Source organism: Paenibacillus sp. EKM212P (genome assembly GCF_011066115.1).
Taxonomy (GTDB): Bacteria; Bacillota; Bacilli; order Paenibacillales; family Paenibacillaceae; genus Paenibacillus; species Paenibacillus polymyxa_B.
In genome coordinates this window covers 358,227-371,762 of the sequence record NZ_JAAMNR010000004.1, presented here as the reverse complement: position 1 = coordinate 371,762, position 13,536 = coordinate 358,227, and the positions used below count along the sequence as shown (strand labels likewise).

General features: G+C 44.1%; 14 protein-coding genes. 11 read left to right on the top strand and 3 right to left on the bottom strand.

Translation table 11 applies throughout. The features are described 5' to 3' along the window. Positions 1-38: 38 nt before the first annotated feature. From G9G54_RS14295 to G9G54_RS14260, 8 genes are all read left to right on the top strand, one after another. A complete protein-coding gene (locus G9G54_RS14295; protein WP_165178569.1) occupies positions 39-1,028 on the top strand; it encodes an ABC transporter ATP-binding protein in 990 nt (329 codons plus the stop codon). Then, positions 1,012-2,013 carry an ABC transporter ATP-binding protein gene (locus G9G54_RS14290; RefSeq protein WP_165178568.1) on the top strand — a complete coding sequence of 334 codons (1,002 nt, stop codon included), beginning with the start codon at positions 1,012-1,014 and terminating at the stop codon, positions 2,011-2,013. The genes G9G54_RS14295 and G9G54_RS14290 overlap by 17 nt, the downstream gene beginning before the upstream one ends. Before the next feature lie 214 nt (positions 2,014-2,227). Then, the gene (locus tag G9G54_RS14285; RefSeq protein WP_165178567.1) at positions 2,228-2,671 is read left to right on the top strand and encodes an Hsp20/alpha crystallin family protein; all 444 of its coding nucleotides are present in this window, start codon (positions 2,228-2,230) and stop codon (positions 2,669-2,671) included. A 342-nt stretch (positions 2,672-3,013) separates the two neighbouring features. After that, positions 3,014-4,015, top strand: coding sequence for a phosphotransferase enzyme family protein (locus tag G9G54_RS14280; protein ID WP_165178566.1), 1,002 nt, complete (start codon positions 3,014-3,016; stop codon positions 4,013-4,015). A gap of 90 nt (positions 4,016-4,105) precedes the next feature. Further along, the gene (locus G9G54_RS14275) at positions 4,106-5,257 is read left to right on the top strand and encodes an immunity 26/phosphotriesterase HocA family protein (protein ID WP_165178565.1); all 1,152 of its coding nucleotides are present in this window, start codon (positions 4,106-4,108) and stop codon (positions 5,255-5,257) included. 35 nt (positions 5,258-5,292) lie between these two features. Next, positions 5,293-5,811 carry a hypothetical protein gene (locus G9G54_RS14270; protein ID WP_165178564.1) on the top strand — a complete coding sequence of 173 codons (519 nt, stop codon included), beginning with the start codon at positions 5,293-5,295 and terminating at the stop codon, positions 5,809-5,811. Positions 5,812-5,847: 36 nt separating this feature from the next. Beyond that, positions 5,848-6,507, top strand: coding sequence for a DUF2625 domain-containing protein (locus G9G54_RS14265; RefSeq protein ID WP_165178563.1), 660 nt, complete (start codon positions 5,848-5,850; stop codon positions 6,505-6,507). A 56-nt stretch (positions 6,508-6,563) separates the two neighbouring features. Further along, positions 6,564-7,100, top strand: coding sequence for an SMI1/KNR4 family protein (locus tag G9G54_RS14260; protein WP_165178562.1), 537 nt, complete (start codon positions 6,564-6,566; stop codon positions 7,098-7,100). Positions 7,101-7,179: 79 nt separating this feature from the next. Here G9G54_RS14260 and G9G54_RS14255 read toward each other — a convergent pair whose 3' ends face one another. Beyond that, complete coding sequence (locus G9G54_RS14255; protein WP_061829653.1) at positions 7,180-7,764, bottom strand: RBBP9/YdeN family alpha/beta hydrolase; 585 nt, start codon at positions 7,762-7,764, stop codon at positions 7,180-7,182. A gap of 287 nt (positions 7,765-8,051) precedes the next feature. On the opposite strand from G9G54_RS14255, the gene G9G54_RS14250 reads away from it, so the two are divergent. Next, positions 8,052-9,797 (top strand): methyl-accepting chemotaxis protein, encoded by a 1,746-nt coding sequence (locus G9G54_RS14250; protein ID WP_165178561.1) that lies wholly within the window; start codon positions 8,052-8,054, stop codon positions 9,795-9,797. Between the two features lie 114 nt (positions 9,798-9,911). On the opposite strand, the gene G9G54_RS14245 is transcribed toward G9G54_RS14250, so the two are convergent. Next, complete coding sequence (locus G9G54_RS14245; protein WP_165178560.1) at positions 9,912-10,481, bottom strand: DUF1697 domain-containing protein; 570 nt, start codon at positions 10,479-10,481, stop codon at positions 9,912-9,914. A gap of 32 nt (positions 10,482-10,513) precedes the next feature. Further along, a complete protein-coding gene (locus tag G9G54_RS14240; protein WP_165178559.1) occupies positions 10,514-11,164 on the bottom strand; it encodes a hypothetical protein in 651 nt (216 codons plus the stop codon). 211 nt (positions 11,165-11,375) lie between these two features. Here G9G54_RS14240 and G9G54_RS14235 point away from each other — a divergent pair, with 211 nt between their 5' ends. Next, positions 11,376-12,173: a hypothetical protein gene (locus G9G54_RS14235; RefSeq protein ID WP_238808074.1), complete on the top strand. Its 798-nt coding sequence runs from the start codon at positions 11,376-11,378 to the stop codon at positions 12,171-12,173. 199 nt (positions 12,174-12,372) lie between these two features. Beyond that, positions 12,373-13,458 (top strand): hypothetical protein, encoded by a 1,086-nt coding sequence (locus G9G54_RS14230; RefSeq protein ID WP_165178558.1) that lies wholly within the window; start codon positions 12,373-12,375, stop codon positions 13,456-13,458. Positions 13,459-13,536 lie beyond the last annotated feature (78 nt).

Here is a 13,536-nt window from a genome sequence, read left to right as displayed (position 1 = left end):
ATGAAGGTTCAATGATGGACAAGGAGGAGGAAGAGGGCATGACACAACTGCTTGAAGTAACTAACCTCCGGACGGAGTTCAAGACTGCGGCTGGCACCATCTGGGCTGTGGACGGCGTCGATCTATCGGTTGGCAAAGGCGAAACACTCGGAATCGTTGGCGAATCCGGGTGCGGCAAGAGCATTACCTCCCTTTCTATTATGCAGCTCCTCCCCAAGGGACTTGGGAAAGTAGCCGCTGGCGAAGTACGGTTTAACGGTGAAAACATGCTGGATTTTTCGGAGCGGAAAATGCGCTCGATTCGTGGCAACGAGATGGCTATGATTTTTCAGGAGCCCATGACTTCGCTAAATCCTGTGTTCAAAATCGGCAAGCAAATTGCGGAGTCTGCCCGCTACCACCACGGTGTAAGCAAACACAAAGCAAAAGACATGGCTGTGGAAATGCTGACGAAAGTAGGAATTCCACGTCCAGAAAAAGTAGCCGCTTCTTATCCGCATGAACTCTCGGGCGGTATGCGCCAACGGGTGATGATTGCGATGGCGATGGTGTGCAATCCGAAGTTGCTGATCGCCGATGAACCGACAACGGCACTCGATGTAACCATTCAAGCACAGATTCTTGACTTGATGCGTGAGCTACAGAAGTCCGAAGGAACTTCCATTCTGATGATTACTCATGACCTTGGTGTCGTTGCTGAAATGTGCGATCGGGTCGTGATTATGTACGCCGGACAAGTCGTAGAAGAAACGGACGTTAAAACTTTGTTTAAAGATCCCAAGCATCCGTATACACAAAGTTTGCTAGCCTCACTGCCGCAATTGAACAGTGATCAGGAGCGTCTGGCTTCCATTCCGGGCCAGGTTCCCAACCCGCTCGATATGCCAAAAGGCTGCCGCTTTGCACCGCGTTGTCAGTTTGCTAAGGAAATTTGCCGTGCAGAGGCCCCGGAGCTTACAGAAGTGGAACCCGGACACAAAAGCCGCTGCTTGCTACAGCAGGAGGGATATCATGAGTACACTGCTTGAAATACGTAATTTGAAAAAACACTATCCAATTAAAAAAGGACTTTTTTCCAAACAAGTGGGAGCAGTCAAAGCGGTGGATGGTATTAACCTGACTGTACAGCAGGGTGAAACCCTGGCAATCGTAGGAGAATCCGGCTGCGGCAAATCCACAACTGGACGGGCAATACTCAGATTGATCGAACCGACGGATGGAGAGATTCTGTTTAATGGCACGGATATACGTAAGCTAAACACAGAGCAGCTGCGAAAATTCAGAACGGATATGCAGATGGTGTTTCAAGATCCGTTTGCTTCGCTTGATCCCCGATGGACAGTACAGCAGGTGCTGGAAGAACCGCTCATCACGCATGAAAAGCTAAGCAAAACGCAGCTCAAAGAGCGGGTGGACGAGCTGCTCGAAGTGGTCGGATTGTCTCCTTATCATGCACATCGTTATCCGCATGAGTTCTCGGGTGGTCAACGCCAGCGGATCGGGATCGCAAGGGCACTGGCGCTTCATCCCAAATTTATCGTGTGTGACGAGCCAGTCTCGGCCCTCGATGTGTCGATTCAGGCGCAAGTGCTCAATCTGATGAAGGACCTGCAAAAACAATATGACCTGACGTATATGTTCATTTCCCATGATCTGTCGGTCGTCAAATTTATCAGCGACCGCGTGGGTGTGATGTACCTGGGCAAGCTGGTCGAACTCGCACCGACCCAAGCAGTGTTCAGCGAGCCGCTGCACCCGTATACAAAGGCGTTAATGTCTGCGGTACCTGTAGCTGATCCGGAAGCGGAACGTGATCGGATTGTACTTAAAGGGGATGTGCCCAGTCCAGAAAATCCGCCAAGTGGCTGTGCGTTTCATAACCGCTGCCCGGCAGCCATGGAGATATGCAGCAAAGTACAGCCCATCTTTGCCGAAGCTGCACCGGGGCGGCAGGTAGCCTGTCACTTGTACCCAGCTTCTACACCGGAACAAGCGATAGCAGGGCAAGCCTGAGTTGGCTGCCAAAGAATATGTAGTCTCTTGTGAAGTCAAAAGGTCAAAAAAGGTCAAATTGATTGAAATCTAAAACTATTTTTGACAGATCGCTTAGGATCGGGTTATTTCAGTATTTTCAGCCTCTTTTGAACTTTGAGCCTCGCTCTATTCGGTACTATAATATGAATCGTAAGGAACACAAACAACAACCAATTAAAAGGAGCTGATTTTCATGTTTGATCTGGTCCCATTTCGTAAAAGAAATGAAGACTTCTTTGGACAAATGTTTAAATCCTTCAATGGTATGGTTGATGACCACTGGCTTGCTCCATTTGGCAGCAACTCTCAGACGTTTCGGACGGATATTCGTGAAGAAAACGACAGATATCTGGTGGAAGCTGAGCTTCCAGGCATTGCAAAAGAAGATATCGACATCGATATTACCCATAATTATTTGACGATCCGTGCTAAACGGAATGAATATCATGAAGAGAAGGATGATACGAATAAAATGATTCGACGGGAGCGCCGTTCTGGGGAATTTGTCCGACGCTTCTATGTGGATCATGTTGATGAAGAAGGCATTAAGGCAAAACTGGATCAAGGTGTATTGAAACTTGAAATTCCTAAACGTCAGGGTGACGATCGTTCCCGCAGACAGATCCAGATTGACTAAAGGGGTATGATGTACAAGACAGGGCTGATTAATCAGTCCTGTTTTTTTGTGTACGTCCTGTTTAAAAAGACTCGATCACATTGTAAGTGAGCCTTTTAACTCTCCCTAATGCTACTGGAAAAACGTAGGATAAAACTCTTTGGACAAACACAGGACGGTTAGCTTGCGGAAGAGGTGTTCCTCCTTCGGTTTAAATTCTTGTGAATTAGAGTCGCTCTCTGCTATAAAATAGGCTATCTGCTATGCTAAAATAATGAAATTACCTGTAAAGCTATTATAACCATACTTCTCGCATGCCGGGGGCAACCGATGCTATGGACACGAAGAAGGGAGGATACATCCTTGGAAGCAATACTAAGACGTCACTGGCCGGAGTGGAACGGAACGCTGCAGAAACGAACCGGGGGTTGGAATAATACGACGTATTTTGTTAAGAGTGGTGGACGAAGCGGGGTGCTGCGCGTCTACGATACACACAGGGATCGGGACAAAATTGAATTTGAGCATGCGGTTTTGCAGGAGCTGAGTAAGCATTCTCTATCATTCAGAATACCCCAGCCTATTCCGACGGTCACGGGAGAGACGCTTGCTCAACTGGAGAAGGAAAGCGGTAAATATGTGTGTCTGTTCAAATACATAAAAGGCATATCACCCCTGGAGCAGGATTCAAGCTTTGCCTATTCTTTGGGCGAGACTACGGGGGAATTATCGGCTGTGCTTGCGACAGTCAATCTTGATATGACTCCAGTCTATCGACCGTATTATGCTTTGCAGCAATCCTATCCATTGTGTAACCGGGAAACGGTTCAAGGCTTTTGTTTACATCCGCCTGAGCCTCTAAAGGATTTGCATGAAGAGCTGCGGTTAATAGGAGCAGCTTATGAAGAGATTACAGATTCGCTTCATGCATTAGAAGAGTTGCCGCATCAGCTTGTACATGGAGACTTGAACGCTTCCAATTTGTTAGTAAAGGATTCGGATCATAGTCTAGTAACTGCACTGCTTGATTTTGAATTTTGTACGCTAGACGTTCGGGTCATGGAGCCGGCGGTCATCTTATCAGGATTTTTGGGACAACCGGAGGAGGCGACAGCCGTTCGGGATTTTTGCCGGGGCTTCAGCCGCCAGGTTCATTTAAGCCACAACGAGATTGATGCTTTGCCTATTTTGATGCTGCTTAGGAAGGTAGACGTATTTCTTCATTTTTTGAGTCGCTTTCTGGAAGGAACGGATCAGTCACACGTGTTGCAAGAGCAGGTCAAACAGATCGCTGCCGACTTGCTCCAGCTTTCTACCAGCAGTAGCTGGATTCAGGAGGAGTTGGTCCAAGCTGGAACAGTGTAGGAATAAACGAGCTACATGCTACGTTATGTTATAATCTTTGGGAAAATTGAACCCGGGTGCATTGAGATGTACTTGGAACTGGAGGAACAGATGAATCGTTGGCTAACGAACGCGTTACGACCGTACTTCGGGCTGGAGGTGCTGGAAGAGCATTGGGATGTGATAGAAATTAAAGATGGATACTTTATTTGTATGGATGGGGATGTCATTCGCAAGCGAATTTCTTTCACTGAGGATACCTATGGAGAAACCGATGTAGAGATTCTTACGCGTGACCAGGCATTTGTTTTGCCTAAAACGGCTCGTGGCAAAGAGAAAAAGCTGAATTACACAAGTGTTTCGAGCATCAAGGCAGAAGGCGTAACCTTTTCAGCAGGCATTCGAAGGGATCGTCCTCTTAGTTATGTTACTGCTGTGAATAGCAAAACGGGTGTGAAACTCCCTATTACGGGATGTGAGCATTTACATAGTAAAGAAGAGATCATCGATTGGCTTCAGCAATATCCGTCACTTGTGCCCAAGGATTACGATCACAGGCTGCACCGACTGAAGCATATGAAAAATCAGCGTTATAAAACGGTCCCGGGAGACATCTTCCGCGTGGAAATAGACCTTTTCACAGATGGATATGTACTGGTCATTGGAGATCTGCGCCAAATGCAAAAGGATCAGTTGTTTGCAGAGGAAAGCATTTGGAACAGTGTCATGACCATGCCTTTATTCGTGCGTCCGTATCTGTTTACGAGTCGCGACCGTTCAACAGCTTTGGAATCTATCACATCCGCCCCATTATCCGAAACGACCTGGATTGTTATGGATGATTCCTTTATGCGGGGTGCCTATGAGTGGGTAGGGCATAAGCTGTTAGTGGAAGAGGATATTGTGTTCCCCATCGGCTATGGCTGTAGTACGGATAGTAGAAAAGAAAGAACATATAGTCTATCCTGGGGAACGGGCACGGTTTCCAAACCGGAAGGGGAGACCGTGTTCAAGTCCTCACGAAAATTTTTAAATAACGGTGTGTATTCAAGTGTCGTTGCCGACTGTTTTGGCTCCTGGGAAGAGCGGGAGTGGCACAAAACGCTGGATAATCCGTTATATCAGGATGAGCGTCGAAAAGCACTGGCCGAATTCGGATTCCTAGAAGACATTTCGTATGATGAGTTCAACCGTCAAACGGGAGGACTGACGCGTTCGGAATATCTCGCATATTTGGCAAGAACCTATGGCGGGAAAAAGTGATACAAACGAATTGAATTTTTTAATAGGAGGGGCCAATGAAATATCTTAAAGATTGCCCGGAGCCAGGCATGGGAACCTGGTATTTTGAAATAGATTCGGATGGAATAGCCTATCGACAAATTGTCATCCAGGATGATGGCACGTATATCGCCTCTAATCGCAAGCACGAGCAGTATCATTTCTTATTAGCTGAGAAAGCGATTGATGATACAGAGCCCTATTATACGCAAATTACAAAAAAAGAGTTTGAAGAAATCTGGTTCAATTATCTTCACACCTTCAACCAGGAATGGCATCAAATCAAAAATGCCCTGCCCGTTGGGACTAAGGTAAAGGGTCATATTGAAGCGTTTTTCCCACACGGTACGCTTATTCATATTTTCCAACATCATGCGGTCGGATTGTCAGACACTCGTACATATGAGGAGAAGACACCATCCGAGTGGATGTATCCTAAGCATGAGGTCACGGCAATTGTAAAAGGATACGACGAAGTGAATCAGTGGGTGATTTTAGATCAAACGCAGGTTTTCAAACATCAGTTTGTAGGTTGAAAGTGAATTTTGGAATATGCGGGAAGGTGAATGAACATGCATACTTTAACGGTTGATGAACTGGTGGATAAGGATAACCATGCATGGGAAGAGGTCACCAATATTCTGAAAGAAGGCCGGAATTCTCATCACATTGTATCGTCCAAATCGGAATCCGCTCCAGGGGACACGCTGTACCGTTTGCAGGTGAGTACGAAATCGTATTTGGGAACAGTTGCCTATGAGACAGGAGGAATCGTGTTTGATTACGGTTGGATCACCTTGCTGGGTGCGGGTGGCTCTGGAATTTTTGGTAGCTTGACCTCATGGAACGGGCTTCAGGAGCCAGAAAGTGTTCCTGCACTTGAGGGGATGCTGATTGTGGCTTATGATGCAGCAGGTGGATTTTTTGGATTGGATACAGGAAAATTTGGACGTAGCGGTCATATCTACTATTTTGCACCAGATGCATTGGAATGGGAATCCACAGAGCTGGCCTATTCCGGTTTCTTGGGCTGGTTGGCTGAGGGAGATTTGGACTTGTTCTACCAGACATTCCGCTGGAACGGTTGGCAGAAGGATATGGAGCAACTTCAGCCGGGAGAGGTATTTGCATATTATCCGCCGCTATGGACTCAGGAAGGTGGAGGGGAGACCAGCAGCAAGTCGCCTATAGACATTACAAAAGTATGGCAGGCGGTAGTAGATAAGGAATAGCTTGCTCGGTAGAAACAACAACTCTTAGAGGCATCGAGGTATGGAGGTTGGCTGATATGTGGAGTATTCACTTTGAACAGCAGTTTGTAAAAAGTCTGGAAGCAACGGATGAACAAATCGTAAATTTTTTGAAAACATGGAACATAAAGCTATCGGAACAAGAGAGTCACGAAATCAAGCAAAGACAAGTGAACCCTTTTCCAAAGTCGTCTCCATTCTATGATCAATATAAACCTTTAGATCCTGTGAGCTGGCATCTGCCCCAAGGGCAATTTCCTGACAGCTATATGGATTTTTTGAGATACTCTAACGGCGGGGAGTTTCAAAATGGAGAACGTTATTTTCAGTTTTTTAATACCGAAGATTTGAGAGAAATGAACCTTGCCTACGAGTTACCGGAATATATGCCGGGTGCTGTATCGTTTGCGATGGATGGGTGCGGAAACCACTATATGTTTGATATGAGAGAGGAAAAAAGAAACAATGAGTATCCCGTTCTTTTTGCTCATTCTGGTAGTTTGGGATATGACGAATGTGAACAGGTTGCCCATTCATTTATAGAGCTGTGTACGGAAAAATGGGCATTGTATTGATGTATTGAACCCGCAATAATGAACCCTTCGCCGGTTTCATTTTGCGGGTTATGTAAGTTTTCAAACTAAGCCTGTCATGCTACTTATTTGCATTCATCATTTCAATTAACACTTGATGTACCATCGGTAAGGTGGTAAAACCGTCACTTTGTAAAAAGTGTCCTCCATGGTCTACTTCATGGAAATCGGCTTGGATGTCTTCAGCTAGTTTCTTACTGAGTGCAAAGGGCACAATTGTGTCATCCTTTGAAGCGATAACTGAACGCGCTTTTAGCGAATCCATGATTTGCTGATAATCCAAATGGCCATTTGTAAATTCATCTAATGACGGTAGACTCGGCACTGGATCGGTAAAACCGGAAACGAAAACGAGACCACCAAGTGGTTCTGGGATACTTACTTGCTGTAGGTATCTTAATATGGATACACATCCCAAGCTATGACCAATAAAATAGGTGTCTTTATGTAGAACTTTAATATTTTGTAATAGATGCTCGATCCACTCATTAAGTTTGGGGGATTGCGAGTTGGGCATCTCCAGTATACCTACCGATACTCCATCTTCCTGTAATTTGTCTTGTAACCAAGGGAACCAATGATCGGCTGGCGAAGCTGTGTATCCGTGGATTATATATACTTGTTTTTTATTTTGTATGTTTGTCACAATACTTTCTCTCCCATCATTCAGCGTTCGTTTTTTATATGTGCCCCACTTCGTGTAAGGACTCCTCTTCTAGTTTAGCAAATTCTTTAAGCCCATGAATATCTAAAATTTTGAGTTACATAGCAAATCCAAATATGAAGTTGCCTACTATAATATTCTTATTTTTGCAGTACCGTTATTTTACTTATAAATTTAAGCGCTTTCTACCGATATATAGATATATATATCATCACGTTCTGTGATCTGCAGCGTGAACTATTATCCATAGACGATCTGGAGGGGTTTGGATGAGTAACAAGCTATCAGACAGGACTAAAAAAGGAAAAGGTTTTAGAGATTTAAAGGTTACGACAACGATGATCTCCATGATTGTAATCAGCTTAGTGGGTTTACTCATTGTATCGTTGGTAGGGGTTATCGGTATGTATCAAGCTAAAGAGGGTCAAGGTATTTTGTATGTGGATCGCTTTCAACACCAAACGAATATTCTTGAAGTCAAAAGTGATTTCTATAATATGCGGGCTAATTATACAAAAATACTCGACAATAAGGAGTACACAGATAAACAGTATAAGCAGGTGCAGAAAGGAAAAGATAGTGTTACAACCGGACTAAATGAATTCTCACAAAGGAATTTGGATGCTAAGGAACAGAAAATGTACGAGGAACTACGGGGGAGTATAGACACATATTATCAGGATATTGAGCAAATCATGGCAGTCAAAAAAAATAGTGGAACGTATGACACGGAAGAAAGAGGCCGAATTAATAAATCCAGTACGGCAATTGTTACGATGCTGACTACGATTTCAGATTATAACAATGAGCAATCCGCCAACTTATATCAAAATACGCAAAATGAGATTAAAATGCGTACAATTGTTTTGATCACAGTTCTAGCCCTCGTGCTGGCTATTCTTATCACCATCTCCTTTGCGGCCATTCGAAATATCCGTTTCCGGATGAGTACAATTACGAAATACTGTGAGGAGATTACCCAAGGAAATTTAACGGCAGCACTTGATCCTGCCTTGCTTAAAGGAAATAATGAGATCGCTGTGATTGCGCGTGCCATTCAACAAATGACAGATTCAACCTCAATGGTCATTACGGGGGTTATCAAAGAGTCACGCCAAATTAACCAACTGAGTGACCAGACGAATCATAATATGACAGATCTCAATGAGCGGATTAGAGATGTATCTGCCACGGTCGAACAGCTGTCAGCAGCTATGGAAGAGACTTCGGCATACACCGAAAATATGAACCATTCTGCGGAAGAAATGCAGCGGGCAGCAGAGTACATTTCGGTCAAAACTCAAGAAAGAGCTCAGTCTGCCCATGATACAAGTGTAAAAGCCGAAACATTGAAGCATGCGGCTAGTGAATCCAATAAAGCAGCCAAGGAAATTTACCGGAAGGCCAATGAAAAGATGAAGGAAGCGCTAGAACGTGCCAAGGGCGTAGACCAAATTCGTTTACTTTCTCAGTCCATCTTAGAAATTACGGCACAAACCAATTTGCTGGCTCTAAATGCATCCATTGAAGCGGCTCGTGCGGGTGAGTCAGGTCGAGGGTTTGCGGTTGTGGCTAACGAGATTCGCAAGTTGGCAGACGGCTCCAAACACGCGGTAGACCAAATTCAGAGTGTTACTCAAGAAGTTGTGCAATCTGTTGAGAATTTAACTACTAATGCCGAAGAATTACTGCACTTCCTGCAAGCCCAGGTAGGCAAGGATTATCAGCTGCTTGAGGATACAGCAGGACAATATTACAATGATGCCGTGGAGCATACGAACACGGTCAATGATTTGAACGCCACCTCTAAGCAGGTGAATGAAACTATCCAAACCATGGTGAGAGCAATCCATGAGATTGCAACAGCCAGCGAACAGTCTGCTATATCCACTCAGCACATTGCAGAGAATATGGTTTCATCGACGGAGAAATCTCTTGAAGTGGCACACCAGTCTGATCAGGTGAAGGAAAGCGCGGCCCGACTGAATGAACTGGTCGAAGGTTTTAAAATTTAACGAGGCCAATACACAAAGACTAGGGAAAACATTACATCGAAGAAAAACAGTTGGGGAGCCGTAAAAAGGCTCCCTTTTTGAGTTTACTCTTCTAAGATTGCTTTTGGACTACAGTCAGGAGCTCGTATCCCGTAACTCTTCCTGTTCAGCCGTTTGCATCAGCTTGTAAATCTGACGAGTTGTGTTCACATTCCGCACCGTCATTTGCTGATACAGCTTGGTGCCGACTAATTTCGTTAACCCGCTTTTTGTGACTTGTTCTTTGCTGACAGAATACAGAACGGCCCCGGTCGTATATATTACATGGCCTATTCCCGGTTTTAAAGGAAGCTTGTCCAGAACGGAAATATCGTTAATTTCATCCCACAGGAACATTACATCACTTTTCATCTGTGTATCATTAGACCATTCATTCGGCAGTGCCTCCATAATGCTCTGAATCTCTTTCATGTTACGGACGATGACGCGGATGGGTAAGCTAAAATCCTCCAGAATCGCCTGTTCCAATATGAGTGAAAGCTCCTGGTTAGACTGGGTCTGACTAGAAAAAATAATGTTTCCAGAATTAATGTAAGTCGTCACATGCCCCATACCTGCATTTTCAAACGTTTGCTTGAGCTTCTTCATCTCGATCTTGTTATTGCCGCCAACATTGATGCCCCGCAGTAATGCGATATAGATCATATAAGCTCCACCTCTCTTCAAAAAAAGGATTTCTAACAAAGGGATAGGTATTCCATTAAATATGTGGTTTGATTTTCGCTCAACAGCGGATGCAGCAATGGTTTTACGTGCTCGATATATGCTGTTTTGGTTTCGTATGTTTCTTCATCTTTCACTTCTCCCTTAAAGGTACAGGCACCTTCAATCAGGATGGAAAGAGCAGTAAAGAAGTTAGCCAAAGAGTCTGCCACCTGCTGCGGTGCACCGCCTTCGAATGCAGCATATACAGGGGAATCGGGTGCGCTAGTATCGACAATGACTGGATCGTCGTTAAAAGTGGCAATCACGACATGATGGGGCGGCCACGAAGAAGATTCTTGGACAAGCTCACCAGATGTAATCCAGCGATAGCCCAGCTGTTGGCGATACAGATGTTCTGGTGCGGCAAAAAAGAGAACCGCGGCATCCCCGATTTCAACTGCTGCATTTTTTAATTTGTGTGTTCCCGCTGCCTTGGCATCGATCATTTCATAATGGCTATACAGGTACTTAAGCTCAGGGGATACAGGAATCTGACTGTCCCAGCAATCTGCTAGTTTCTCCATCCGGGGCTGGATGTCGTGGTTTTGGAACAGCCCGTAGGCTTCATTATATAAGTTTTGTTGTTGTACAAAACGGGCCAGAGCTTCGCTTAGCTGTTTCATAGGTTGTCATTCCTTTCTAATCGTAGGCTATGATTTCCGACATCACGTTTTACTTCTATCGTAAAGATATCATAATATAGATATGGAGAACATATGTTTCTGTAATTGTGCCGCCTTGCCAGTCTATCCAGATTAATTTTACAATATAGGAGTTCGAAAATGTTTTGTGCTTAGTTTAATATGCTCAGGCTTACTTGTAAGGAGGATAGGTATGTCATTTTCTAAAATATACGATTACAAATTAAGAGCTTATTTTAATGAGCGAATTTCTGATTTAAGTCATGAATATCTATTTTATTCTTATCCCGATCAAGAGCAAAATTTAAGAATATTAACCCTGAATATAAACGAGCAGGATTATGTTTCTCTAGTGCGATGGCATGATCTGTTTGACAGGTCGCTATTTACAAAAATGGATCATGTCATTCGAAGCGAGCTGGATGCTGAACGCCTGGTTCGATTGCTTTCGTTCATTTTTAATGTTTTTGATATACATAAAGATGTTGCTTATAGAAGAAAAAACTTATTTTGTTTTTATTATCAATATCAAGTTTCACATCTAGCAGAGAGAGGCAATGAATTCACGTTTGCTCAGGACAGACTATTTTTCCTTCAACATCTTTTATTTGAACTGGGTTTAGGTGACGACATTTATGATCGTTTAACGATTGAAAATAATAGGATCATATACAGAATGGAAGACGCACAACATTATGATCTGCACATTCTTATTAACATTTTGCATGAGCATATTCACAAAAGTAAGATGGATATGGATACACAAGCAGCGCTGGAAAAAATAAAATTTTTACAAGGCCAATGGGTTAACTTCATACTGGGTAGTCATGATGTATATGATTTTCCATTCGATGATTTCAACAAGCCGTTTGTAGAAGCAACGATGTTTATACAAGCCTATAACTCTAATAAAAATAGGGTATTAGAGGTGCTGATCGACTGTATCAATGAGCATCAAAATCTCCAACAGAGCAGCTCATCTCCTACTTGATCTTGATGAATTACTCCTATTTTGTTCTCAAAAGTAATCCTAGCGAAATTACATATCTTAAGTTGTTTTGCAAGAAAAAACCGGGAGTTTTTATGAAAATATTAACTGCATTGCTTGATATCAGATTTTTTGTTGATAAATCCAGCTTCACAAATGCGGGTATAAATTATTATTTATCCAGAATAAAAGGGGTTTAATGATGCCATTCCATCACGTTTCTTTACCTGATTTACCACCGTCCATCGGACACCTTACAGCCATTCATCCACTACAGGGCGACTCTCAGGAAAGCATAACCCTGCTGGCACTAAACACACAAGCAGAACTGTGGAGACTAGAACTTCGCTCAGGCAGCGCAGAATTGTGCGCACGTATTTGTATTCCTGATTTTAATCCCATGCAACCTGTCCAAATGGTTACCAGTTCTGACGGCAGCTACGTAGCTATCTCCAATCGTTTTGGACGGCATGCGGCAGTGTATGATTTAGTCCATGCTCAAGAAAAAATGAAATTATCACGGGACGAATATCACTACGATAAAAGTATGTTTCCCCTGGCATTTGTACACCAAGACGGTGCATATATTCTTGTTCATGGGACGGAATGGAACCGGCTTGATCTGACGGATGTAGAAACAGGCATGCTTTTGACAGCAAGACCTACCCCTATCTATAACAGCGAAAGCAAAAATGAGCACTATCTAGATTATTTTCATGGGAGGCTGCTGATTTCACCAGGTGGAAAGTGGATTGCGGATACGGGATGGGTATGGGCTCCATTAGGAGTGGTCCGAACTTGGTCCTTATCCGATTGGCTGATGAACCCATGGGAATCGGAGAATGGTCCGTCAGTTCGCCATCTTTGGCAAACCATAGATTGGGATGGGCCGGTGTACTGGACAGGACCCGATACATTGGCGGTTTGGGGACAGATGGATGCCGATTTGCTGGAGGAGGAAGATTGGGGAGAGGAAGGAGTTGAACCGGCTGTTGTCCTATTCGATATGACCCAGCCCGGGTACCGGCGTGTGCTTCCAGCGATCCCATCCCTAAATTGTAAGCCTGTTGAAGACGGGGCTTTTCCTTACCCCCAAGCGGATATGGCCATTTGCGACGACCGATTATTCTTATGGGGAAAAGGAGTCCCGCTTCAGGTATGGCGGCTTTCAAGCGGTGTGCGGGAATATGTAGATACGGAGCGGTTTCCACTCGTTTACCATCAAGAGGCAGGAATTTTCATTGAATTGAAACCGGATAGTCGTTGTAAGGCCTTAAGCTACGAATAAATGGCAGTGTCGGGCTTCCTTCCTGGCGAGATGGGAAAATATGCGTTAGTTATTACATTTGAAAAGGGGCGTAAAACC

What these genes read in the sequence shown, in the direction of transcription:
- G9G54_RS14250 (WP_165178561.1), top strand. Translation starts at nt 8,052, where the DNA reads ATGAGTAACAAGCTATCAGACAGGACTAAAAAAGGAAAAGGTTTTAGA.
- G9G54_RS14270 (WP_165178564.1), top strand. Translation starts at nt 5,293, where the DNA reads ATGAAATATCTTAAAGATTGCCCGGAGCCAGGCATGGGAACCTGGTAT.
- G9G54_RS14260 (WP_165178562.1), top strand. Translation starts at nt 6,564, where the DNA reads ATGTGGAGTATTCACTTTGAACAGCAGTTTGTAAAAAGTCTGGAAGCA.
- G9G54_RS14295 (WP_165178569.1), top strand. Translation starts at nt 39, where the DNA reads ATGACACAACTGCTTGAAGTAACTAACCTCCGGACGGAGTTCAAGACT.
- G9G54_RS14240 (WP_165178559.1), bottom strand. Translation starts at nt 11,164, where the DNA reads ATGAAACAGCTAAGCGAAGCTCTGGCCCGTTTTGTACAACAACAAAAC.
- G9G54_RS14275 (WP_165178565.1), top strand. Translation starts at nt 4,106, where the DNA reads ATGAATCGTTGGCTAACGAACGCGTTACGACCGTACTTCGGGCTGGAG.
- G9G54_RS14235 (WP_238808074.1), top strand. Translation starts at nt 11,376, where the DNA reads ATGTCATTTTCTAAAATATACGATTACAAATTAAGAGCTTATTTTAAT.
- G9G54_RS14290 (WP_165178568.1), top strand. Translation starts at nt 1,012, where the DNA reads ATGAGTACACTGCTTGAAATACGTAATTTGAAAAAACACTATCCAATT.
- G9G54_RS14265 (WP_165178563.1), top strand. Translation starts at nt 5,848, where the DNA reads ATGCATACTTTAACGGTTGATGAACTGGTGGATAAGGATAACCATGCA.
- G9G54_RS14285 (WP_165178567.1), top strand. Translation starts at nt 2,228, where the DNA reads ATGTTTGATCTGGTCCCATTTCGTAAAAGAAATGAAGACTTCTTTGGA.
- G9G54_RS14230 (WP_165178558.1), top strand. Translation starts at nt 12,373, where the DNA reads ATGCCATTCCATCACGTTTCTTTACCTGATTTACCACCGTCCATCGGA.
- G9G54_RS14245 (WP_165178560.1), bottom strand. Translation starts at nt 10,481, where the DNA reads ATGATCTATATCGCATTACTGCGGGGCATCAATGTTGGCGGCAATAAC.